32 protein-coding genes are annotated in these 24246 nt (G+C 27.4%); 5 read left to right on the top strand and 27 right to left on the bottom strand.

What is annotated here, in order from left to right; genetic code table 11:
- Positions 1-19 precede the first annotated feature (19 nt).
- The 12 genes from KGF38_RS10810 to KGF38_RS10865 form a co-directional block, all read right to left on the bottom strand.
- A complete protein-coding gene (locus KGF38_RS10810; protein WP_074178053.1) occupies positions 20-448 on the bottom strand; it encodes a hypothetical protein in 429 nt (142 codons plus the stop codon).
- 19 nt (positions 449-467) lie between these two features.
- Positions 468-644, bottom strand: coding sequence for a hypothetical protein (locus KGF38_RS10815; protein ID WP_176702434.1), 177 nt, complete (start codon positions 642-644; stop codon positions 468-470).
- A gap of 15 nt (positions 645-659) precedes the next feature.
- Positions 660-1247 carry a hypothetical protein gene (locus KGF38_RS10820; RefSeq protein WP_074178054.1) on the bottom strand — a complete coding sequence of 196 codons (588 nt, stop codon included), beginning with the start codon at positions 1245-1247 and terminating at the stop codon, positions 660-662.
- A 17-nt stretch (positions 1248-1264) separates the two neighbouring features.
- Positions 1265-1849 carry a Holliday junction resolvase RecU gene (locus KGF38_RS10825; RefSeq protein ID WP_079770217.1) on the bottom strand — a complete coding sequence of 195 codons (585 nt, stop codon included), beginning with the start codon at positions 1847-1849 and terminating at the stop codon, positions 1265-1267.
- Between the two features lie 98 nt (positions 1850-1947).
- Positions 1948-2445, bottom strand: a complete 498-nt coding sequence (locus KGF38_RS10830) for a hypothetical protein (protein ID WP_227832362.1) — start codon at positions 2443-2445, stop codon at positions 1948-1950.
- Positions 2408-2725: a hypothetical protein gene (locus KGF38_RS10835; protein WP_074178056.1), complete on the bottom strand. Its 318-nt coding sequence runs from the start codon at positions 2723-2725 to the stop codon at positions 2408-2410. Before KGF38_RS10835 ends, KGF38_RS10830 begins: the two co-directional genes overlap by 38 nt.
- On the bottom strand, positions 2710-2856 hold the full coding sequence (locus KGF38_RS10840) for a hypothetical protein (RefSeq protein WP_176702435.1): 147 nt from the start codon (positions 2854-2856) through the stop codon (positions 2710-2712). Before KGF38_RS10840 ends, KGF38_RS10835 begins: the two co-directional genes overlap by 16 nt.
- 20 nt (positions 2857-2876) lie before the next feature.
- Positions 2877-3659 (bottom strand): hypothetical protein, encoded by a 783-nt coding sequence (locus tag KGF38_RS10845; protein ID WP_074178057.1) that lies wholly within the window; start codon positions 3657-3659, stop codon positions 2877-2879.
- A gap of 272 nt (positions 3660-3931) precedes the next feature.
- Complete coding sequence (locus KGF38_RS10850) at positions 3932-4132, bottom strand: hypothetical protein (RefSeq protein ID WP_074178058.1); 201 nt, start codon at positions 4130-4132, stop codon at positions 3932-3934.
- A gap of 33 nt (positions 4133-4165) precedes the next feature.
- Positions 4166-4453, bottom strand: a complete 288-nt coding sequence (locus KGF38_RS10855) for a hypothetical protein (protein ID WP_074178059.1) — start codon at positions 4451-4453, stop codon at positions 4166-4168.
- A 6-nt stretch (positions 4454-4459) separates the two neighbouring features.
- Entirely contained in the window at positions 4460-5173 is a 714-nt protein-coding gene (locus KGF38_RS10860; protein WP_074178060.1) for a hypothetical protein, read from the bottom strand.
- Between the two features lie 21 nt (positions 5174-5194).
- Positions 5195-5395: a hypothetical protein gene (locus tag KGF38_RS10865; RefSeq protein ID WP_074178061.1), complete on the bottom strand. Its 201-nt coding sequence runs from the start codon at positions 5393-5395 to the stop codon at positions 5195-5197.
- Positions 5396-5533: 138 nt separating this feature from the next.
- Between KGF38_RS10865 and KGF38_RS10870 the strand changes: the two genes are divergently transcribed.
- The gene (locus KGF38_RS10870) at positions 5534-6025 is read left to right on the top strand and encodes a helix-turn-helix domain-containing protein (RefSeq protein ID WP_074178062.1); all 492 of its coding nucleotides are present in this window, start codon (positions 5534-5536) and stop codon (positions 6023-6025) included.
- A 174-nt stretch (positions 6026-6199) separates the two neighbouring features.
- A complete protein-coding gene (locus KGF38_RS10875; protein WP_227832371.1) occupies positions 6200-6640 on the top strand; it encodes an ImmA/IrrE family metallo-endopeptidase in 441 nt (146 codons plus the stop codon).
- A gap of 31 nt (positions 6641-6671) precedes the next feature.
- Here the strand turns inward: KGF38_RS10875 and KGF38_RS10880 are convergent, their stop codons facing one another.
- Positions 6672-7424, bottom strand: a complete 753-nt coding sequence (locus KGF38_RS10880; protein ID WP_074178064.1) for a hypothetical protein — start codon at positions 7422-7424, stop codon at positions 6672-6674.
- A gap of 152 nt (positions 7425-7576) precedes the next feature.
- Here KGF38_RS10880 and KGF38_RS10885 point away from each other — a divergent pair, with 152 nt between their 5' ends.
- The 3 genes from KGF38_RS10885 (at position 7577) to KGF38_RS10895 (ending at position 9664) form a co-directional block, all read left to right on the top strand.
- Positions 7577-7759 (top strand): type II toxin-antitoxin system HicA family toxin, encoded by a 183-nt coding sequence (locus KGF38_RS10885; RefSeq protein WP_074178065.1) that lies wholly within the window; start codon positions 7577-7579, stop codon positions 7757-7759.
- Positions 7760-7823: 64 nt separating this feature from the next.
- A complete protein-coding gene (locus KGF38_RS10890) occupies positions 7824-8228 on the top strand; it encodes a type II toxin-antitoxin system HicB family antitoxin (protein WP_074178066.1) in 405 nt (134 codons plus the stop codon).
- A 65-nt stretch (positions 8229-8293) separates the two neighbouring features.
- Entirely contained in the window at positions 8294-9664 is a 1371-nt protein-coding gene (locus KGF38_RS10895; protein WP_227832363.1) for a recombinase family protein, read from the top strand.
- Here KGF38_RS10895 and KGF38_RS10900 read toward each other — a convergent pair.
- The 14 genes from KGF38_RS10900 to KGF38_RS10965 all read right to left on the bottom strand — a co-directional run bounded on the left by KGF38_RS10900 (position 9659) and on the right by KGF38_RS10965 (position 24241).
- The gene (locus KGF38_RS10900) at positions 9659-10477 is read right to left on the bottom strand and encodes an iron-containing alcohol dehydrogenase (protein WP_413926754.1); all 819 of its coding nucleotides are present in this window, start codon (positions 10475-10477) and stop codon (positions 9659-9661) included. The two genes, KGF38_RS10895 and KGF38_RS10900, sit on opposite strands and share 6 nt — an antisense overlap.
- Positions 10478-10776: 299 nt before the next feature.
- Entirely contained in the window at positions 10777-12717 is a 1941-nt protein-coding gene (gene htpG, locus KGF38_RS10905) for a molecular chaperone HtpG (protein WP_074178067.1), read from the bottom strand.
- A 114-nt stretch (positions 12718-12831) separates the two neighbouring features.
- On the bottom strand, positions 12832-14232 hold the full coding sequence (locus tag KGF38_RS20595) for a tetratricopeptide repeat protein (RefSeq protein WP_074178068.1): 1401 nt from the start codon (positions 14230-14232) through the stop codon (positions 12832-12834).
- A gap of 31 nt (positions 14233-14263) precedes the next feature.
- On the bottom strand, positions 14264-14638 hold the full coding sequence (locus tag KGF38_RS10915; RefSeq protein WP_054275673.1) for a FliM/FliN family flagellar motor switch protein: 375 nt from the start codon (positions 14636-14638) through the stop codon (positions 14264-14266).
- 2 nt (positions 14639-14640) lie between these two features.
- The gene (locus tag KGF38_RS10920; protein WP_074178069.1) at positions 14641-15522 is read right to left on the bottom strand and encodes a FliM/FliN family flagellar motor switch protein; all 882 of its coding nucleotides are present in this window, start codon (positions 15520-15522) and stop codon (positions 14641-14643) included.
- Between the two features lie 22 nt (positions 15523-15544).
- Positions 15545-16306 carry a flagellar hook-basal body complex protein gene (locus tag KGF38_RS10925; RefSeq protein ID WP_074178070.1) on the bottom strand — a complete coding sequence of 254 codons (762 nt, stop codon included), beginning with the start codon at positions 16304-16306 and terminating at the stop codon, positions 15545-15547.
- A gap of 20 nt (positions 16307-16326) precedes the next feature.
- Positions 16327-17100: a flagellar hook-basal body complex protein gene (locus KGF38_RS20600; protein WP_054275671.1), complete on the bottom strand. Its 774-nt coding sequence runs from the start codon at positions 17098-17100 to the stop codon at positions 16327-16329.
- 40 nt (positions 17101-17140) lie between these two features.
- Positions 17141-17326 (bottom strand): hypothetical protein, encoded by a 186-nt coding sequence (locus KGF38_RS10935; protein WP_021382735.1) that lies wholly within the window; start codon positions 17324-17326, stop codon positions 17141-17143.
- Positions 17311-17733 carry a hypothetical protein gene (locus KGF38_RS10940; RefSeq protein ID WP_054268827.1) on the bottom strand — a complete coding sequence of 141 codons (423 nt, stop codon included), beginning with the start codon at positions 17731-17733 and terminating at the stop codon, positions 17311-17313. Before KGF38_RS10940 ends, KGF38_RS10935 begins: the two co-directional genes overlap by 16 nt.
- A gap of 15 nt (positions 17734-17748) precedes the next feature.
- Positions 17749-18450: a sigma-70 family RNA polymerase sigma factor gene (locus KGF38_RS10945; RefSeq protein WP_054268826.1), complete on the bottom strand. Its 702-nt coding sequence runs from the start codon at positions 18448-18450 to the stop codon at positions 17749-17751.
- A gap of 14 nt (positions 18451-18464) precedes the next feature.
- Positions 18465-19355 carry a MinD/ParA family protein gene (locus KGF38_RS10950; protein ID WP_054268825.1) on the bottom strand — a complete coding sequence of 297 codons (891 nt, stop codon included), beginning with the start codon at positions 19353-19355 and terminating at the stop codon, positions 18465-18467.
- Entirely contained in the window at positions 19352-20368 is a 1017-nt protein-coding gene (gene flhF, locus KGF38_RS10955; protein ID WP_054268824.1) for a flagellar biosynthesis protein FlhF, read from the bottom strand. The genes KGF38_RS10950 and flhF overlap by 4 nt, the downstream gene beginning before the upstream one ends.
- Complete coding sequence (gene flhA, locus KGF38_RS10960; RefSeq protein WP_054268823.1) at positions 20343-22418, bottom strand: flagellar biosynthesis protein FlhA; 2076 nt, start codon at positions 22416-22418, stop codon at positions 20343-20345. The genes flhF and flhA overlap by 26 nt, the downstream gene beginning before the upstream one ends.
- Before the next feature lie 8 nt (positions 22419-22426).
- A complete protein-coding gene (locus KGF38_RS10965; RefSeq protein WP_054268822.1) occupies positions 22427-24241 on the bottom strand; it encodes a fused FliR family export protein/FlhB family type III secretion system protein in 1815 nt (604 codons plus the stop codon).
- Positions 24242-24246: the final 5 nt, after the last annotated feature.

Below are 24246 nucleotides of genomic sequence, written 5' to 3' on the forward strand. Positions count from 1 at the left end.
CTTTCTTTTATTTTAATATTTAAAAATTTTCTGATGTCCTTATTGGTAATAAGTAGCCTATTATATGCCCTTTTATAGATATGCGAACTAGAGAGTTACTGTCTATTCCTTCTACCTTATCAAATTTTCCAAAAAGTTTTATATAGTTTTCATCAAGATAAATTACAAAATCTTCACATATATATTTATGATAAGTTAGTTCTTTTATTGGTATATAATATTTTAATAACAGTTCTCTATAACTATCTTTTTTTATGTTATCCATTATTATCTGAGATTTATTACTGTTAGCTTCAAATAACTTAGGATTTAATACCATTTCATTTTTATCTACTATAAAAACGCATGCACCATCCGATATATAGTACTTATTATCTTTTTCTATCAATATCCTAGTTTTATTTTTCTTTATACAATCTACAAAATAATTTATTACTTTCTTTTCCATAAACTTTCAGCTCCTTATATTATTTTTCAATCAATTTTAGAAGCTTGTTATATTCATCTTCTCCTATAATTCCATTTACCTCTATTTTTTCTAAGTACTGTATAGCTTTTATTGTTGCTTCTAACTCTCCAGTATTGCATATTTCTACTATTTTACTTGCAAGATATATTATTTTATCTTTGTTAGCTAATAACATAATAATCAACCTTTTTTATTCTAAGAAACTTTTTAATTCTAAGAAACTTTTTAATTCTAGTTCTTCAATAATCTTTTCTATTTTTTTCTTTATTCTAAACCTCTTCGTTCTCGCTTTTATAGCTTCAAGTCTCGTTATTTTATCATTTAGTATCTTTTTAAATTTTAATTCTATTTCTTTAATTTTATCGTTAAAAGTTTCTATTGTTTTTTTCAAAATCTCATTTTCTTCTTTTAATTTTTCTATTTCTTCTCTTAAAATTTCAGCTCCTGCTTCCATTCCTTTTTTTATATTTTCGTCATTTTCATTTTTATTTTTTAAAGACATTTTTTCTGTATATAATGCAGCGTTTTTATTTTCTAACGCTGAGATTATTTTTTCTTTTCTCACATGGCTATTGAATATTTCAGTATATTTTTCCTGTAATTCTTTTATAGTTTCAATAGCTTCTTCATGATTTGATTTTACAACATTTAATTCTTCATTTAGATTTTTTATTCCATTTCCTTTGGCTATTATTTTCCATTTCATTCTTTTTATTTCTTGCTCATATTTTTTCACTTCTTTTTCAAATTCTTTTCTAGTGCATAAATTTAAAAACATGTTATCCCCCCACTCTTTTAAATACCAACTTTTATATCATCTTCAAAGCTTTTTCTTAATAAACTATAATTTTCATCCAATACTTTCATATCTTTAGTTATATAATCTAAAAATAGTACAGCTCCATTGAATCTTATTTCAAACCTTTTTACATCCTCTTGTGTTATGCTTTGTCTACCAAAACAATTCTTCATATTTTTCCATACTAAAAATGGTATAAAGTAAAACTTATCTTGTATGCCTACACAGACCCCTGCTATTGCTCCCATGTTATAATATCTATCTAAAGTACTTAATTGTGTATCAGTTAAAACGCTTCTTTTTATATTATCTTTAAGTGTGTATTTAGCTTCAAAGCATATACATAAACCTTTTTTTAATGTACCCTTAAAATCTGGTTGTGCATTAGCTATAAATCTTCCTGTAAACTTTCCTGTTTTATCTTTACTTAATACTCTAAATGGTTCTGGTGTTTTTTCTATCTCTGCTCTCTTATCATTTCTATAGATTATACAAGCTGAGTTTATATAATTTTCAAAATGTTGCCCTTGTGCATTTGCAACTTTATTTTTATATCTTTGTTGTAGTTTTTTATCATCCATATTTTATGCTCCTTTTTTCCTACAAGGAATTTTATATTATAATTCATCTCTTAATTATTTATTAGTCATTTTTATCACCTTCTATTTATTTTTATTTTTTAATATTTATCTTCAAAGATTACAAAGCTTTCTCCATAATCATTTGTAACTACTCTATAAGTTTTTTCATTCATGCTACAATGATAATCCAAGATTGTTTCGTCTATTCCTGCTCTTTGAACATCTTTTAACTTTATTACCATTTTTAATTGTATAATTTCTTTTATATTAGATATTGTTATCTCTCCTGTATATAAATTGTTTTTGAAACACCTTTCTTTTTCCATTTCTCTTTCCAATCTTTTTCTGTCTAATACAATATCTTTTGCAAATTCTCCAAATTTTTCATTAAGATTATATAATTCTATATGATATTCTTCATCTTCTTCTGAAAAATAAAAATTGAGTTCTCCTTTTCTTGCAAGTTCTTTGTAAGCTTCTAATTCCTTTTCTAACATTTGTATTTTCTTTTCTTTTCTTGAAATTATTTTTAATAATCTTGATAACAATTTTTTATATTTATTGTTCATTGGTTTTTGCCCTTTCTTTATCTGCAAATACTATTATTTGCCCATTTCCCCATCCACAGATTTCTATTTTTTTATTATTTTCTTCACAATGATTTGCAATTTCTTTCATACTTATATTTTTTAATCTAAAATCTATAGCAGTTATAAAATTGCCTTTTTCTAATATTTTTTCTATCTTACTTTTTTCTTCAAAGAAATTACATGTATGACCATTTCTATTTTCAACTTTACAGGTATCATTAAACTTACATATTTTACAAATACGGTTCCCAACTTCAATACATATTGCTTCTATTTTTTTATCCATTTTTCACCTTCTCCTTTTCTTATTTTTCTATCCTTCTTGACCTTATTCTTACAAACACTAGAACAATATCTTTTTAAGTAAATATTTGTTTCAAATCTTTTTTTGCAACACTCGCATACTCTTGAATACATGTAATCACCTCTTTCTCTTCTTAATTTAATCGTCGCATTTTTACATACAAGCTAACCCCTGTTATATCATTAAAACTAGCCTTGCACTCTGTAAATATGTAACCCTTGTATTGCTTTTCCCAGAACATTCTGTTGTCTAAATTATTTCTTACTATCTCCATTACTTTTTTCTTACTATATTTGCTATCATTGCAAACTTGAAAAGGCTTTTTTAAGTTCTGTGATGAACTCCATCTTTTGCGACCTTGAGGGTCTTTCATAAGATAATTACATAAACTTTGTAATCCATATTCATTAGGTTGAAGCCTGTGTGTGTTTATCCATCCAAGCTTTTCACCTTCTTTTTTCCCTCTTTGCTTTTTAACCCAAAGCCCTTCTATTATGTCTCTTTCCAATCCACCATTTAAAATAATGTGATGATGAACTCTTTTAGTTCCATCCTTCTTTTCTCCAAACTCTGTTATAAGCATATATTTTATTGGTTCAAGCCCATCTTTCTTTCTTTTATAATCAATTCTTCTTATATAGTTTCTAACTTCTTTTTCAGCTTCTTCTAATGTTTCTGGTAAGTATTTTGGTGCGTATGTAGAATGTACAACTAAATCATCTTTAGTAAAATTTGTATTAACCGACTGTACAAAATATCTCTTAGCGTTTTTATCATTTAAATTCTTTTGCTTTGGTTTAGATATGTATTCTCTTTTACCTCTCTTACCTTTGTTATCTAAATCAGTTCTTGGTATTATATCTATCTCTAAATAATCAGAACAATATATCTTTTTCTCCCTTATAAAACTCTTCATATAGCAGTACCTCTTTAGTCTTTTATTAGCATCTATATATAAGTATCTAGTGTTATATATTTGTATAGATACTTTATATCGTTATAATGTTAATACCTATTACAAGCTCGTTAATCGCTCCATTTTAGCGTGTTTATTGAACTCTGCTGTCTTATCTGCTATAATAAAAAGTAGATATGATTTTATAGCTTTGACAACAAAGTTATTTTGTAAAGTGTCTTATAATTCATAGTTATAAGACACTTTTTGTTTACATAATTTTTAAATCCCAATTAAATTACTTCCTTTTCTGACTTTTTCAATTCTTCATCTGCCTTCAATTCTTCCTCTGTTTTTTCTCTATGAGTAATTTTACATTCTATCTCTTGATTGAATAATCTTTCAGCCATCATTTCTTTTGCTCTTGCATATCCTTCACAAAATAAATCCATATTCATTTTGTTTTCAAATACTACTTTATATGACTTTGCCATATGTATTCCCCCATTCTTTATTTTAATTACTTATTAAATAGTGTTATTGGCTGATTTTACAAAGTGCTTTTTAGTAACTTCTAGTATTTCAATAACACTATTCTTTTCTATAAATTCTCTTGAATAAAAATAAATATTTTTCTTATTCTTTATTGCAATCAAAAGTTCTTTTTTGAAATTACCTTTTAAACACTCTTCAACATGATTTCTATATAAAGCACTTTTTTTATTTACATTTTGTAATATGTAATCTTTATCCACTCTAAAGTAACCAAACTTTTCTAATTCATTTATTTTTGCTTCTATCTCTAAATTATTCATATTTTTTCACCCCTTATTATTGAATAAGACATCTTTATCATAATATTCAAATTCTCTTTTACAACATTCTTCAACATCAATTTCTCTTCTGAAATTTAAAATAAGTTTTCCATCATCATTATAGTGAAAATTAATACTTATTGAATTTTCTGGTACTTCATTTAATATTGTTATCTCATTTGCTCCTACAAGTTCAGCTATTTCTTTTAAATAACGCTTTAAACTCTTATAAGAAACAACTGAATCAAGACAAAAAAATTTATCGCTATTATTGAATTTAAAACTTTTTTTAGCAAAATTACCTCTATAGTTATCCTTTTTATTTTCATTCCATTTTATATTTTTTCTTTTCTTCTTATCTTCTTTATTGGAAGTAAGTTTTTTATTATCATCTTGTTTTATTTTTTCTTCTTCTAGCTCCAAATCGTAAAAATATTCTTCTTTTGTCAAATCACAAGAAATAACTAGAACTAATTCATCATCCCTTTTATATTCTTTTTCTATCTTAAATAACGAACTTTTATATGTTTCTGTTCTATTTGCTAGTCCTAAATCTTCTACTTCATAATCTTCGTAAAATCTAAAACAAAATTCTTCTGCACCTAGAGAGTCATATACTAACTCACCTTCTGTTTCTTCATTATCATTACTTACAATCCAATAAAATACATTTAGTTTCTCTATCTCTTTTTCAAAGTCTTTACCTCTTAATATAAACAACTATCTCACCCCTCTTAATTATTAAATGTTTGGTGTATCTGGTTCTTTCACAAGATTCGCACCTTGCATTATATAAAACATTTTCACTCTTTGTTCGTATGACATTTTTACAATTTCTTTCATCAAATCATCACTATCAATTTTTTTACTAAGAAATTCATTTGCTGAACTTCTTTTTGTTTCAATTAATTTTTGTGTTTTATTTTCAATTATTTTATTCATATTCGACACCTCCTAAATTATCAATATCTCTATCGCAATATCATAATATCACATTAGAGATATTAAATCAACCTTATTTTTATATTTTTATTGCATTTGCGATATTCATATGTTAGTATCTTTTTAGGAGGTGATAAAATGGATATACATGAGAGAGTCAAAGAAGTAAGAAAAGCATCAAATCTTACACAGAAAGAATTTGGCATGAGAATAGCAGTAGCCCAAAACTATCTTTCTAATTTAGAAAAAGGCTATCGTGATGTTACAGAAAAAATCATAAAAATTATTTGTGCTGAATTTAACATAAATGAAAAGTGGCTAAAATATGGTACTGGTAATATGTATATAGAAAATGATGATACAATAATTTCTGAACTATCAAACAAATATAATCTTGATAATTTGGATGTAAAAATACTTGAAAGTTATTTAAAACTCTCTGGAGAACAAAGAAAGGCAATAAAAAAATATGTATACTCACTTGTTGATACAATTTTAGAAGATGATGAATTATATCAAGATTACAGAGGCGAGTATATCGAAGAAAATGCACAACAATCTGCTGCTCGGAATGGCAATACTGAAAATATAGAAGAAGCAATAGACTTATATGACAATTTAGAAAGGTAAATTAAAAATAAATAATGCATAAATTTTTAAGACAAATAGCTTATAAATTCATTTTAAGAGAGGAAATTTCTACATTACCCTATTTGTCCTTTTCAGATTATCCATAACAATAATCTGAAAGTTTATTCCTATGAAGAATTCGCAAATTTAATAAGAAAAGATATTAACTTTATAATAGAAAAATATGACAAGCAAGGTTTTGTTTTTTGGAGTAAAAGAGATAATACTTTTGTAATATGTTACAATATGTATTATTCTTTTTCTTCTGTACATTGGACACTAATGCATGAACTATCACATATTTTTTTAGGTCATGCAACAAAAACTAATATTTTAAAGCTCCATTCTAAAGATAACAAACTCTTTGAAATAGAAGCAGAATCTTTTACAAAATATTTACTATGTCCTTACATAGTTTTATCACAGTGTAAAATTTTGGAAATATCTGAAATTATGTATATCTGTGGAGTTGATAAAAATATCGCACTGAAGAAAAGTATTTCTCTAAAAAAAATAAAAATTGGAAATAATATTACTAGTTTAGAAAGTTTAATTATAGAACAATTTAATAATTTTATAAGTAATTATTTGAAATACAGAAAAAAAGGTACTTAGTTTGATTTTATCCTAAGTACCTTCTCCATTCTCAATAGCTACCATCTAAAGTGTTTACTCCTTGTTGATATATCGCTAAATATGTTTTTAATTTGATTCTTTTTTCTTCAAATTTATCATAAAATTCATTATCTGATTTTTCTATGTAATCACAAGATATTTTAATCATATCGTTATATACTTTTATACAATTTTGTGTCAATTCTAAAGCATTTTTAAACTTAGAATCATCCTTATTAAATTCCTTATATGGATCAAGGTCTGAATCTTCAATTTCAAAAGATTCTGCAAAGTCATTAATAGAATTGTCTTTCATATAGTTCATGGTCTGCATTGATTCATTTAAATTTTCCATCTTTTGATTGATAAGGTCTTTTCTTATTCCTACTACAAATTCCTTATAAGCTTCCATATCCATATCTAAATTGAATCCACGACTGAAAAATGACTTATATTTTTTCATTATATTTACATTTGCTTTATTACCTTTTTTACTTATAGTACCTATCTTATTTTCTGACATATCGTTCAAAATAATTTCTGTTTTTATTCTTTTATTCTCTAGTTTTTCAATAATTTTATTAGCATCTTTTTCCCCTATTTTATCTTCAAGTGATATTGTTATTTTTTCATATATATAATCTTTCTTTCGTCCTATTTCATATCTATCAATAGATATATATGTTGGTTTTTTACAAACATTAAAAATAACAATTGCTGCTAAAATTACTATACATAAAAATATAATAACAAGATACTTCTTATTTCTAAATACTTTCTCCATTTTTCTCCCCCTCTACATCAGTACAACTAAATTATAACAAATTATTTCCAATTAGAATATATTTTTCTAAAAATATTATCACACATGTTGACACGTGTAATTATTTTTGTTATAATATATATAGAAAGAAAGTTAGGGAGGAGGTAAACAAATTGAGAGTTAGAGAAGTTTTGAAAATAGCTTATAAAAATGGTTGGGAAGTAAAAAGCCAGCGAGGTTCTCACATAAAATTAATACATAAAGACACAAACAAAACCGCTATTATTCCAAACCACAACAAAGATATTCCTGTAGGTACTCTTAATTCGATTTTTAAAATGTTGGGACTTAAATAGTCCTAACATTTTAAAAAATTCTCTCTAACTTATTAGAAGAACAATTTTGAAAGGAGCTAATAATATGTATAAAAAAGAATATATTTTTCCTGCTTTAATAACTAAACATAGTGACAATGATTATGAAGTAAGTTTTCTTGATTTTGAAAATATAACAACTTTTGGAGAAACATTAGAGGAAGCTTTTGAGATGGCAGAGGACGCTTTAAAATTAGAACTATTTGACTTATACTCTGATGATTTAGAAATACCAGTAGCAACACAAATAAACAATGCTAGTGTTGGAGATAATCAAACTGCCATACTTGTAAAAGTAAATCTTAGAGAAACAATTAAAAACTTTGACAGTAAATCAGTTAATAAAACTGTCACTTTACCTAGTTGGCTAAACAAAGAAGCTGAGAAGAATAAAATTAATTTTTCTCAAACTTTACAAGAAGCATTAAAAAATAAACTTGATATTAATTAATATTAATCAATAGTGCCTAGTTTAAACTAGGCACTAAACACATGAATAACAGGAGTGATTTTATAATGGACAATATAAAACGTGTAGCTCTTTATATAAGAGTGTCAACAGAAGAACAAGTATTGCATGGAGATAGTATTAGAACTCAAACAGAAGCTTTAGAACAGTATGCAAAAGATAACGCTTTTATTGTGGTCGATAAATATATAGATGAAGGTTATTCTGCTACTAATTTAAACAGACCTAATTTACAACGTCTACTTGCAGACATAAAAGAAAATAAAATTGATTTAATTCTATTAACTAAGTTAGATAGATTCAGCCGAGGTGTTAAGAATTTTTATAAAATATTGGATACTTTAGAAAAACATAAATGTGATTGGAAAACAATCTTAGAAGATTATGATTCTTCTACTGCTAGTGGTAGATTACATATAAATATTATGCTATCTTTTGCGGAAAATGAAGCTTCTCAGACATCCGAAAGAATAAAATTTGTATTTAATAATAAAATACAAAAAAAAGAAGTAATAAGCGGTAAAGTTCCTTTTGGATATGAAATTAAAAACAAGCATCTAGTAATTAAAGAAGATGAAGCTGAAATTGTAAGAGAATCTTTTGACACTTATATAAAATTCTCTGCTCTTACTAAAACCATACAACATATAAATTCTAAATTTAATATGAGGCACATGTATAAATGGATGCAAAAACTATTGAAAAATAAAATTTATATTGGCATATATGAAAGGGAAAATATTTTAATAGAAGATTATTGTGAGCAAATTATAAGCGAGGAACAGTTTTATTTTGTTCAATCTCTTTTAAAAAAGAATAAACGAGTTTCTAAAAATAAATTTGATATAAATTATATTTTTGCAGGAATGATAATTTGTAGTTGTGGCAGAAAAATGTCTGGTTCATATCATTTAAACCCTTATGGAACACTTTATTTACATTATAGATGTTCTCTTTCTTATGGTGCAAAACTTTGTAGCAATACATCCCGTCTAGGAGAGAAAAAAGTTGAAGCTTTTCTCTTAGAAAATGTAAAAACAGAGTTATATAACGCTATATTAAAACATGAGTCAAATAATAAAAAAAGTTCTAATAAAAATGATACTGAAAAGCTTAAAAATAAATTAAAAAAACAAATAGAAAAATTACAAGATTTATACTTTGATGATTTAATTAGTAAAGATAATTATAGATTTAAATATAAAAAACTGAATGATGATTTGCTAGAACTTGAAAAGAAAGAGAATGAAGAAAAAGTTGTTATTAATGATTTGCAGAAAATGAAAAACTTTTTAAAAATTAATTTTGAAGATGATTATGTAAATATGAGTAGCTTAGAGAAAAGAACGTTGTGGACATCTTTAATTGATAGAATCGAAGTACAGAAAGATGGTAATTTAGTCATTAAATTTTTATAATTTTTGTTGTACTAAATTGTCCATATCATGTGGTAAGGCTGTCCCTGCTGTACCAATTGTCATTCCTCCAATAGTGCTTGCAAGTGTTATTTTCTCCCATGCTTCTAGGTCATCTACATTATTATATACTCTTACTAAATTTTTTGATATAAGCTCAATTCCATAAATAGCTTGTACATCTGCAAGGGAATTTCTTCCGTTAGAAAGATATGCTTCCATATTATGAGCAAGTGCATCAAATCCAACTGATGCAATTATATGTTTTGGCATTGTAACCATAAGTTCTGGGTCAATTATTGATGCCTTTGCATACATACTATTCTTTTTTATGGATTTTTTATCTTTGGTTTCTGAATTTGTAAGCACTGCAAAACAATTCCCCTCACTACCTGTACCTGATGTAGTTGGAACTAAAATTATAGGTAAAGCTTCTTCTCCTTGTCTGATTCCAAATATATATTCATTTAAATCTCCTGGATTTTTATAAGAGAAAGCTATACTCTTAGCAGCATCCATTATACTTCCTCCACCAAGACCTAAGACACAGTCACATCCAGTTGCTTTTATAATTTCTACACCTGAATATATAGTAGTTATAAGAGGATTTTGTTCTACTTTATCAAAAACTTCATATTCTATTTTAGAATCTTTTAGTAAGTCTATTGTTTTATCAAGTAATCCAGTTTTCTTTGTACTATTTTTGCCAGTTACAATTAATACCTTTTTACCATATTTAGATACTTCTTTTCCTACATCATTGATTCTACCTCTCCCAAATAATATGTTTACTGGTAAATTATAATTAAAATTCATGCCAAAACCTCCTATTTCTACTTTAGTAATAATTTTATTTTTCAACACAACGTAATTATGTATTAAAACATAAATTACAAAACAATCTTTTACTTAATTATATGTATTATTTTATACTATATCAAGTTATCTCTATTTAACCAAATTCAATTTTTAATTGTAATCTATTTAAATATTTGAAACTTTAATCAAAGATAAAAAATAAAGAAGAGTTACACAAAGATAATTTCAATTATCTTAAAATAACTCTTCTCATAATATTAGATATTTTTTATAAATTTACTTTAATATATTTAATCTTACAATTCTATTAACATATTCATAAGTTTATTACTTCTTTGAACAAATGAGTCTAATTCGTCTGGTTTTAATTCTTTATTAGAAAGTAAAGCTAAATCTGCTATCTGATTACAAATAAGTGCAACTTTATCTTTCTTTTCTTCATTATCTTTAAGAGAAACTAATTTTTTAATAATTGGGCTATTTTCATTTATCACAAGAGTTTTCTCTTCCTCGAAGTTCATTCCTAAATCCATTCCAGCAAATCTTGACTGCATTTCTGCCATTCTGATAGATTGTTCAGATACTAATACCATAGCTGGAGTATCCTCGTTTTTCAAGCCTTCTACAGAATAATTTTTAACTCTTTCTCCAACAGCTTCTTTAAATAGACCTTCTATCTTGGCTATTTCTTCTTTATTTTCTTCACTATCTTTATTTTCATTTTTGTCTTTTAATACATCAGAAAGGTCTGCATCTATTCTATTAAACTTAACACCATTTTCTTTATATTCCATAAATGAAATAAAGTGAGTATCTATTGATGAGTTTAATACAACAGCATTTAAATCATATTCTTTAAATAGTTTAATGTATTGTGATTGTTGTTCCTTATCACTTACATAGAATACTTTATTTTCGTGCTTGTCTTTACATTTCTCTAGATAATCTTGTAATGTTATATATTCATCATTAATAGTTTTAAATAATATACATTCTTTTACTTTTTCATAGAAACTTTCATCTTTTAAGCAACCATATTTAATAAATATTTGTATATCATCCCAAAACTTATTGTATTCTTCTCTTTCATTTTTACAAAGAGATTTTAACTTGTCAGCTACTTTTTTAATTATATGTTTAGAAATTTTACTTACATCTCTATCATTTTGTAAGAAACTTCTTGATACATTTAATGGTAAATCTGGGCAATCTATTACACCTTTTAATAGAAGTAAAAATTCTGGTATAACTTCTTTTATATTATCAGCTACAAATACTTGATTGTTGTATAATTTCACTTTTCCTTCTGTCAATTCAAACTCATTTTTTAGTTTAGGGAAGTAAAGTATACCCTTTAAGTTAAAAGGATAATCTACATTTAGATGTATCCAGAATAAAGGCTCATCAAATACATGGAATACTTTTCTGTAAAACTCTTTGTATTCATCATCAGTACAATCTTTTGGAGATTTTAGCCATAGAGGATTAGTATCATTTAAAGGCTCAATTACCTTTGCATCTATAACTTCTTCTTCTTTTCCTTCTTCCTTTTGCTTTTTAACTTTTTCTTCTGCTTCCTTAGCTTCTCTTTCTAATCTTTCAACATCTTCTAAATATATTTCTACTGGTAAGAAAGAACAATACTTATCTATTATACCCCTTACAGTAAATTCATCTAAGAATTCCTTACTATCATCATCAATAAATAATGTTATAGTAGTTCCTCTCTCATGTCTAGCATCTGATTCAGATATCTCATATTCTGTACCACCCTCAGATATCCATCTTACTGGAGTTGCTCCTTCTGTATATGAAAGTGTGTCTATTTGCACTTTTTTAGACACCATGAATGCAGAATAAAATCCTAATCCAAAGTGACCTATTATGTCATTTGATTCTTCCATCTTATCCTTATATTTGTTAAAGAAATCCTCAGCACCTGAAAAAGCAACTTGATTTATGTATTTTTTTATCTCTTCTTCAGTCATACCAATTCCATTGTCAATAAATTTAAGTGTGCCTTCCTCCTTATTTACAGATACTGTAATTTTATAATCTGATGGCTCAACTTCTGATATTTCTCCTAATGATACAAGTCTTTTGTGTTTGCTTACTGCATCACATCCATTACTTATAAGTTCTCTTATAAATATGTCTTTATCAGAATATAACCATTTTTTAATTATAGGAAAAATATTTTCTGTATGAATTGAAATACTCCCTTTTTCAAACTCCATTTTTATCCCTCCTCATTTTATAGTTAATATTTTAAATTTTTTAAAATAGTATGTCAATATATTATAAGGAAATTATTTTAAAATAAAATAATTTCTTTTTCTTATCTAATTTAATTATTCTTCTTTCAAAATTTCTTTCACTTTTGAATTATTATACATGCTATTGGGTACCTTATTAACTAATTTTTTTAATGTTAATTTAGAATTTTTTAAATCTCCTTTATTATAATACATCATACCTAAGTTATAATATGATTCATCAAAATATGAATCTTTTTCTGAATAATTTTCTACATACATTTTATAATATTCTTCAGCAGTGTCATAGTCTTTTAACTTTTCACTAAGAATAGCAACTTGATAAGTTGCCTCTGATGTATTTCCCTTATTCTCTCCTATATCTGCAACCTTTTTATATAGTTGTATAGAAGATTTGGTTTGCTTTTCTGACTTTAATGTATTTGCCTTTGACATCAGTTCATCCTCTGTAAATAAATTAGAATCACTATTACTTTCATTTTCCACAGTATTTTCTTGGGATTTTACATCATTTTTATTAATATTTTTAGCGCTCTTGTTGGTATCTGAAGTCTTATCAGCAACCTCATTTTCTTCTCTGTTATTTTCTTTCTTATTCAAGCTAGAATCTATTGACCCTCTATCTTTAGTTCCACTATTTTTAGATATTTTATTAGTTAAATTATTCATCTTATAAGAACTATATATATTTTGTCCTATTAATAATACCCCTAATATTATTGCTATGTATATGTACTTGTTTTTTCTAATACTTTTTTTCTTATTAGAATCTGAAGTTTTCTGTTTTTTATCCTTGCTTCCTTCTTCATTCATATTTTTAGTTCCATCAATCCTAGAACTATTAATATTTTTATATACAGGCTTATTCTTATAATCATCTAAATTCGCATTGATTTTAACCTGTCTGTTAGTATTACTATATATATCTAATGTATCATTTTCTTGATTTAATAAATAATTTTCTTTATCAATAGTCTTCAATACTTCTAGACATTCATCAAATTTTATATATTCTTCTTCCTTTTCATAAAGTAAAGCAAGCAACTCATACGGTTCTATTAAGTCACTATATTGCTCAGTTATAAGTTTAAATCCTTGTATGGCTTCTTTATACATACCTTTGTTTATCATTCTTATAAACTGATTATATCTTTCAAAGAAAATTAAAAACTCCTCAGATGTAAGCATATTTATATACTTTTCACACAGAGCAGTTTTTTCACAAATTAAACTCTTATAGAAACTTTCTACAGACTCATCAAAATTACATTTTAGTAAATTTACAAGACCTATGAGGTTTAATACATCCACATCATCTGGCCTTAAATCTCTTGCTTCTTTTAAAAATTTTAATCCACTCGATATGTAATTATTGTTTATATTATCAATAGATTTATTATAGAGAGCACATGAGTCCTTTTTATTGAGTTTTAATATATCTTTTTTTATATCATTTAAGTTTAAAATAAATACCACCTCATGCCTTAAGTATTAATTAATGTTGTTTTTAAACAAGAGATTTTACCATATCCTCTTCACTTACTATACTCGTTACTTTTACACCAAAGTTCAAATCCACTACTACTACTTTTCCATAAGCTAATACTTTATTGTCTATTAATATTTCTACATCTTGGTCTGCTAAAGTATCCAGTTCAATAAGAGAACCTTTATTTAGATTCAAAATGTCTCTTAGACTCATCTTTGTTCTTCCTATAACTACAGATAACTCTAACTTAAGGTCAAGTATTCTTTGTATATTATTTTTGTTAGCTTCAGAGACATCTAGAGCTAATTCATTATCTCCATCAATTTCACTTTCAACTTTATCATTTAATAACATCTTTGCTTCTTCATCTGAAATAAGATTACTATTATCCATAACTACACCTCTTTTCTGACAGCATCATTTATTTTTACACCTTTTTTACTTGATATAAAACCTGGTGTTGCTGTGTATGATTTTGAATTTTCTACAAATACATCTATATAATCATTTATTTTTTTATTTGTTACTATTACATCTCCGACCTCTAGTTTGAGTAAATCTTCAATATTAATCGATACTTTTCCTATCTCTGCAATAACTGCTAACTCTATATTAGATACACTATTGTATATTTTATTAGTGAATTCTTCTGAATTATCTCCTGCATCCATATCTAAAAAGTCTACAACAGAAATACTCTCCAGCATAGCCTCTAATGCATTATATGGGAAACAAAAAGAAACACTACCAACATACTTATTATCATTTATCACCTTTAAATCTACTACACATACAGGTGCAGTTGGAGAACATAATTGAGGTAAATTAATATGTGTATGTGTATCTAATACTCGTATGTTTTCAAAGCCTTCAAATAGATGCATGTTTCTTACTAAATCTTCCATAAGATGTAAGAGTACTTTCTTATCAAGTTCCGTAAGTTCTCTGTCATTATCTTTTACAATCCCATTACCTCCAGCTGTCACGTCAATCCACATATCAGCTACACTTCTATCTATTCTAAAAGAAAAGTTTTTCATAATAGGTTCCATCGAATTTTGTACTATTATACATGAAGATGTTATTCTATCTAAAAAAGTTTGATAATTTACTTGGTCTATACTCTCAACTACCATACTAGAATTACACTTAAGTTCATAAATTATATAATTTTTATATTTTTTACAGAATTCAGCTAATAAAAAATTTAAACAAGTTAAATTTTCTCTTGAATAACTCTGAGGTTTGCCGAAATCATAATCTTTCATATCATACATGAATATTCCTCACCTTACATAATTATTTAGCTCTTAAATTATTAGCTATTTGCCACATTTCATCTGCTATCTTTATTCCTTTTGAATTCATCTGAAATGCTCTTTGAGTGGCTATTAAGTCAACAAATTCATCTTGTAAAGAAACATTTGACCTTTCTCTATAGCCCTGAACTATATCAACTTTATCAACTTGTTTAATCTGTGCTGCATCAGTCGAAACAAATAAACTATCACCTTCAGAGATAAAATTTTGAGTTCCTATAGGTTGATATAAATTGATTTTGCCTATTTTTTTATTATCTACAGCTAAATCTCCATTTCTTGCAACTGTTAAGTTTGTGTTATTTATATTCGTATTATTATAGTTATATCCTGCATCAAATTGAACATCTAATACATTTCCATTAGCATCTACAATCTTACCTAAAGCATCCACATTAAATCCACCATCTCTTGTGTATGCATATGTTCCATCTTTTCTTATTACTCTAAAAAATCCTTCTCCATCTATTGCTAAATCACTCTTACTACCTGTAGGTGCCAATGCACCTTGTTCATAGTTTCTCATAGGGGCTGATGCCTTAGCTCCAGTTCCAGTCGATATATCTTTACCATTTGTAGGATATGATGGTCTGTTTAGTACTTCATCTACTAAGTCAGAATATTCCATATTTATTTTTTTATATCCATTAGAATCATTATTTGCTATATTATTTGATATTACATCTAATTTGCTTTGATTTGCTGATAAAGCAGTTTTACTAGTATAAAACATTGTGTACATAAAAATTCACCTCCTATTGTCTATCTTACTGAGCCAATCTCACTTGCTATCTTTGCCAATTTAGAGTCCATAGCTTGAATTATTTTTTGATTTGCCTCATATTCTCTTGATATTGTCATCATGTTATTAATTTCAGACACAATATCTACATTAGAAGACTCTACTGCACTCTGTATTGTAAGTGCATTATTTGCCTTTATAGCTCCTCCTCCAGAATACAAGTTATCTCCTTCTTTTTTTAATTTATTGTAGTCATTAAAGTCTACCATATTAAATTTGTACATAGCATTTCCGTCCAGTGATATTGTATTATCTTTTGCTACTTCAAATTTTTTATTACCAACATTTATATGTCCTACAGCACCAGTTGCAGTATTTGTTCCAAGTACATAATATCCTTCACTAGTTATGAGGTCACCCTGATTATCTGTTCTAAAGTTACCATTTCTGGTATAAAATTGATTTCCAGCTGCATCACTAACTAGAAAAAATCCCTTACCTTGGATGGCTACATCCATTTTATTATCAGTTGTTTTTATAGGACCTTGGTTAAAATTTGTGATAGTTTCATCCATAGATACACCTGGGCTTAACTTGCCTATTTCTTGCTTTTGTTTAGTTCCATTTACATAATTATTGTAACTATCTAACTGTAATTCATCAAAACTTTTAGTTAGAAGTAGTTTATTCTTATATCCATTAGTATCCATATTTGCTAAGTTATTGACAACAACATTTTGCTTTTGTTGATTAGTTATCATTGCAGAAACTGCCGTATATAATCCTCTTATCACGTTATGACCTCCTTTTTTGTAAATTATCCAACAATATTATCTATTCTAAAACCTTCATCTCACTTGCATATTTCATACCTAGCTCTCTTGCCTTTTTTTCTATCTCAGCTTTACTCATATCATTATTGCTAAAAAGCATTATACATAAAGTTGATATTAATATACCAATCCCTATTCCTAAAAGTACTTTTTTATCAAATAACAATGTTCTTATATCTTGTAGCAACTCCTTATTAATGATAGCTCACCCTTTCCGATATCTAGCATTTTGCATATTTCCACATCATCGTAACCCGAATTTATAAGATGTTTCACTTTAAGAGATAGCTCATTTTCTTTTTTTATTTCCTGTTTTGATTCTATAAAAATATCTGCTTTTTTTCCTGCCTCATTCTTTATTAGATTATAATTTTCATAAACTTTCATATGATTATTACTTCTTATTTCAGCAATCACTTTATCTAAAAAAAATCTTCTTTTTTCTGGTACTATCAATCTATCATTTGCCTCATATTCCTGCTCAAATATTTTATCAAAGTACCTGTTATCTTTATTTTTTGATTCCTTATGTAAATTTGCAATTATAGTTACTATTATCAAAATAGACACTACTATTAATATAATTTGTATCATCACATCAATCACCATCTATATAGAATATTTAAGTTCTTTTATTTTATTTCTCAGGTTTCTTATTGACTTTCTATGGAGTTGTGAAACTCTGGATTCTGAAACACCTAGCACTTTTCCTATCTCCTTTAAATTTAAATCTTCATAATAGTACAGTGAAAGTATTAATTTTTCCTTTTCTCTTAAATTATTAATTGCTTTAGATAGAATATCTAACTTTTCTTCTTCTTCTATTATATTTGCTGGAGTATGTTCCTCCCTATAACTTATTACATCTTGTATAGTTTCATTTGTATCTTCAAAAATTACATGGTTTAATGACACAATATTTAACATGTCTATATTACTCTCAATATCATTGAGTTCCTTTTCTGAAATATTTAATTCTTTTGCAATTTCATGTGAAGTCGGTTCTCTTAATAATTCTGCTTGTAATTTTTCTATTACTCTATTATACTTATTTACTTTTGTTAAGTTATGTTTAGAAATTGGACTTTGGTTTCTGATTTCATCTAATATAGCAGATTTTATCTTTATATAGGAGTAACTAGAGAACTTTGCTCCTTTTTCAACATCAAATTTATTTATTGCATCAATCAATCCTATGACTCCACTATTTACTAAATCTTGATATTCAAAGCCTTTCCCTGGTATAAAAAACTTTCTTGCTATACTCTTTACAAGAGGCATATTCTCTTTTATTAATTCTTCTCTATTCATTAAATTACGCCTCCTTAGCTTTTAAATATACTAAACATTTTTCTTAGTAAACCTTTGTTATCAATAATCTCTTCTTTTGTCTCATATTTTGATTGACTTACCATTCTCTTGGCTATAGATATAATGCATTTTGATGCAATACTTGTAGGATATTCTAAAATAAATGGTATCTGTTTTTTTACACATACACTCACTTTTTTATCCTCCATTATATATCCATACAATTCTAAATTAAGATTTAAAAATTTATCTACAACCATATTTATTCTGTTATATGTAGATTTTGCCTCTTCTAAATTAACCACTCTATTGATTATTATGTTTGCACTTCTCTTTATACCAAAGTTGCTTATGGCTTTTAATAAACTGTATGCATCAGTCAATGATGTAGGTTCTGGTGTTGTTATTAAGAAAAATTCAGTACTACAATATATGAATGACAATAGACTTTTACTCATACCAGCTCCTGTGTCAATTATTATAAAATCAACATCATGAATCTGCTCTATACTATGTATAAACTTATTTCTTTGAGCTTCTGTGAAGTCTTCTATATGATTAAGAGCAGAGCCTCCAGAGATTATGTTTACACCATATTTAGTTTGTGAAATTATGTCTTCTATATTTTTTTCACCATTAATTACATCAATTATGGTTCCTTTTACATTTACACCCATTATTATATCTATATTAGACATTCCTATATCTGCATCTAATATAAGAACTTTTTTATTAAGTTTAGTCAAGCATATAGACAAATTTGTAGCTAAATTACTCTTTCCAACTCCACCTTTACCAGAAGCTATTGTAATTATCTTAGGTGTATTTCTATTCTCTGTAATAAATTCATCCATTCCTTTTTTTTCTATTGCAATTTTTCTTAAAATTTGAGCTTGGTCCATCATATACTTTCAACTCCTAATAACAATCTTATAATCTTATCTTCATTAGGTTTTATAATATCATCAGGAACATTTTGTCCTGTTGTAATATATGATATTGGTTTTTGTGCATAATTCATTATGTTAAATAATGAGCCATATGTAATTGTTTCATCTAATTTTGTAATTATTAAGCTTTTAAAGTTCACATTTCTATACGAATCTATAATCGCTTTTGTATCAGTTTCTCTTGTCGTACAATTCAAAACTAAATGTATATTATCGGTTTCAGCTTTATCTATAAGATTCTTGATTTCTAGTATTTGCATAGAATTTTTATATCCTCTACCTGTAGTATCTATTAATACAACATCACAATCTTTCATTTCATCAAGTGCCAATTCCATCTCATCAGAGCTTATTACCCCTTTAAAAGGTATATTCATTATGTCAGTATATATTTTTAACTGCTCTACAGCACCAATTCTATAGGTATCTATAGTTATTACACCTACTTTTTTATTTTCTTCAAAGACTAATTTAGCAGCTAACTTTGCTATTGTAGTTGTTTTACCTACTCCTGGAGGCCCAACTAGAGCAATTTTTCCATTTATTGTTTGATTTTCTATTTTAATCTTTTTCTTTAAACTCTCTACTAAATTTTTACTTGTATCAACTCCATTAAACTTCATTTCTTGTAAATCAGCTCTTATAAATTCTACGATTTCTTCGTTTAACTCTAAATTTAGTAAGTTCTTACATATTTTATCTATATCATTATCATTTTTATTATCAAATCCCATGTTGCTTATAATTGACTTTAATTGTTCTATCTCTCGTTTTAAATCTTTTTGTTCTATATTATCTCTCTTTTCCCATCCAACAGTTAATTCAATATCTTTCTTTGAAAAAATACCTCGTATGCCAGATTTTCTTACTTCTCTTTTATCTATTAATGTAATATTGTCACCTAATTCCATTTTGGCTAGATTCATAGCATCTTGAATTGTATCAGCTGTATACTTTTTCGTCATCATATATGCTCACCACACCTTCTGCTTTGATTTTAACATCGTTAGGTATTTCGTTTAATGATAATACAGTCAAATTAGGATATACAAGCTCAACTAACTTTCTAAATGGTGCTCTTATCTTTGGTGATACTACTATTACTGGTATATTATGATTGAAATATACATTACTCATTATACCTTGTATACTTTCAAATATTTTATTTGTGTTTTCCGGGTCAACAGCTGGATAAGTTCCATTTACAGACCTTTGTAAATTATTAGATACTAGTTCCTCTGTTTCTGGGGACAATGTAGACACTACAATTGACTTCTCTTCATCGACCAAATTTGTACAAATACTTCTAGCTAAAGCTATTCTCACGTATTCAGTAAGAAGCTCTATATCTTTAGTATTTCTAGACTGGTCTGCAAGTGTTTCAAGTATTGTAACACGGTCCTTTATATTTACTTTTTCTCTTAGCAGATTTTTAAGTACTTTTTGAACTTCACCAAGCGTCATTAAATCTGGTATTAACTCGTCAACCACAGCACTATAATTTTCTCTTGCTGCATCTATAATAGTCTTAACTTCTTGTCTTCCCAATAATTCATGCGCATTGGATTTTATTATATCTAGTAAGTGAGTTATAAGTATTGTAGATGAATCTACCACTGTATAACCTTTTAATTCTGCATCTTCTACTTTGTCACTTTCTATCCAAAGCGCTTCTATTCCAAAAGTAGGCTCAATTGTCTTTATTCCAAATATATTAAAGCCTTGATTCATAGGGTCCATACATAAAACCATATTAGGCATTATCTCATATCCGCCAACTACATTGCCTTTTATCTTTATATTGTACTGGTTTGGATTTAATTGTAAATTATCTCTTATTCTTATGGGTTGTACAACTATACCCATATCTATAGCACACTGTCTTCTTATTGATGCTATTCTCTGAAGTAAATCTCCTCCTGCTGATTCATCAGCCAAGGATATTAGACCATACCCAATTTCTACTTCTATAGCTTCTACATTTATTAAGTTTGTAACATCTTCTACTTCGTTTTTGTCTGGATTTACCATATCAGGTTTTTCAAGCTCTAAATCTTCTAAAGTATCTTTCTTTTCTCTTCCTAAAAAATAACCTGCTGCTATTGCACCTATCCCCAGTGAAAAGAATGCTGGCTTAGGTAGTCCAGGCATCATACCAAGTACAATTAAAACACACCCAGTCATCATTATTGCCTTTGGTATTGCTGTTAATTGTCTACTTACTAGTCCACCAAAATTTTCATCAGTAGAAGCTCTTGTTACAATTATACCTGCTGATGTAGATATTAATAGAGCTGGTATCTGACTTACAAGACCATCCCCTATGGTAAGCCTTACATATGTTTGTGCTGCACCCATAAGAGTCATATTCAGCATTACAGCTCCTATTACAATTCCGCCTATAATATTTATTGCTGTTACTATAAGACCTGCTATAGCATCTCCTTTTACAAACTTATTGGCACCATCCATAGAACCATAAAAGTCAGCTTCTTGTTGAAGTTCTTTTCTTCTTTTTCTAGCAGTTTTATCATCTATAACACCTGCATTTAAATCTGCATCTATACTCATCTGCTTACCTGGCATGGCATCTAACGTAAATCTAGCTGTTACTTCAGATACTCTTCCAGAACCATTAGTTATAACAACAAATTGAACAATTAATATGATTAGGAATATAATTATTCCTACTACGTAATTTCCACCTACAACAAAACTTCCAAATGCCTCTATAACTTCACCTGCATATCCTTGAGTTAGAATCAATCTAGTTGATGAAAGATTTAATCCTAATCTAAATAGTGTTGTCACAAGTAACACTGTTGGAAATATAGATAAATCAAGTACATTTGTTGTAAATAATGTCATTAATAAAATTAGCACAGATAAACTTATGTTAATTGCCAGTAAAATATCTAATATAAATGTAGGTAATGGCACTATCATCATAAGAACAATTCCTACAACACCAAAAGCCACTATTACATCCATATTTTCCTTTAGATTAAACTTATTCATTACTTATCCTACCTTTTTGGGATTTTGTATCTGTTTTTGATTTTATATACTGCTACTAATATTTCTGCAAAAGCTTGATACATGTCCTCTGGAATTTCTTGGTCTATTTCTACTTGCTTATATAACAACCTAGCTATAGGTTTATTCTCTATTATAGGGATGTCATTTCCCTTTGCTATTTCTCTTATTTTAAAGGCCAAATAGTCTGCACCTTTTGCCACTACTACTGGAGCTTGGTCCTTCCCTTTTTCATACCTTACTGCTATAGATAAGTGGGTCGGATTAGTTACTATCACAGTGGCATTTGGGACTGCTTGCATAGTCCTTTGGGATGAAATTTGCCTTTGCTTTTGTTTTATCTTAGCTTTTATTTCTGGGTCTCCCTCTGCATTTTTATATTCATCTTTAACTTCTTGTTTTGTCATTCTCAGTTGCTTTTTATGACTGTATCTTTGATAAAAGTAGTCTGCAACTGCTATAGCTATCATAGCTATACAAATTTTACTCAATATGGAATATACTAAATCTTTAACTGTATACATTAAACTAGGTAGATATATGTTACCTAGCTTTAATATATCTAAGTAATTATCTTGAAAAAATGTATACCCTATATAAGCTAATACAGATATTATTGCTGTATCTTTTATTAAAGTTGATAAGCTCCTCATAGAAAACATATTTTTAAATCCACTAATAGGATTTAATTTTGATAAATTTGGTTTCAAAGTTTCCCCAGTAAACAGGATTCCTACTTGAAATAGGTTAGCTACTATACCTAAAACTAAGAAAGGAATGGCTATTGGCAAAAATATCTTAAAAAAATCCATTAATCCTACAATAACTAATTTTTCTAGGTTTGAATAATTTATATTCATATAAAAATTCACGTTTAAAAAATAATTAAGTGAAGATTTAAGTGTATCCACTACATATGAAAATAATGTAGGAACTAATAAAGTGAATGCAAGTAGAGTCATTGCAACTGGTAATTCTCTACTTTTTGCTATATTACCCTTTTTTCTTTGTTCACCCTTTTTCTTTGGAGTAGCTTCTTCGGTCTTATCCGTTGAACCCATAAAAAACATAGGAGCCAGAGCAAAGGTTCCCTCATACATCTTTGGTATTTGACTCAGTAGATGACTTATCTGGCTAACGATTAAAGGTATTGATATGATAAATAAGGCTATACCAACCAATATTTTTAATGGCATACCAACTATCATTACATTCAGTTGGGGAACACTTCTTGATATAAGTCCTAAGATAAAATCTGCCATAAGCAGACAAAGCACGATAGGTATTGCTATTTTGAATCCAGTTATAAAGCACTGTACAAATATGTTTATTATATAGTCTATATTATTATCTACAAATGATTTTCCTATTGGAATTAACTCAAAACTATACCTTATACCTCGAATTAAAATATGATGTCCATCCATGCTAAAAAATATCATTATCGCTGTCCAGTTCATAAGATTATCAATTAAAGTTGTCTGAGTCATTGAGTTTGGGTCAAACATATTAATCATTGACAATCCCATCTGTTGGTCCATCATAGAACCAGCCATCCTGATACTATAAAAACACAGATTCGTTATATATCCAAGTATAATGCCTGTTATGGTTTCATTTATTCCATATAACGTAAACATTATAATATTATCTATATTAGCTGCATATTCAATCTGCATAGTACTTGAAATCAGTATTGATATAATGATTGCAAAGAGTGACTTAAATAAAGCAGGTGTACCAGCTGGAAATAGTATCCTCAGCGTCCCAAAAAAAGCTACTATTCTAATAAATACAAAAATCATATGTA

The sequence above is a fragment of the Clostridioides sp. ZZV14-6387 genome, from assembly GCF_020657835.1.
GTDB lineage: Bacteria > Bacillota > Clostridia > Peptostreptococcales > Peptostreptococcaceae > Clostridioides > Clostridioides difficile_A.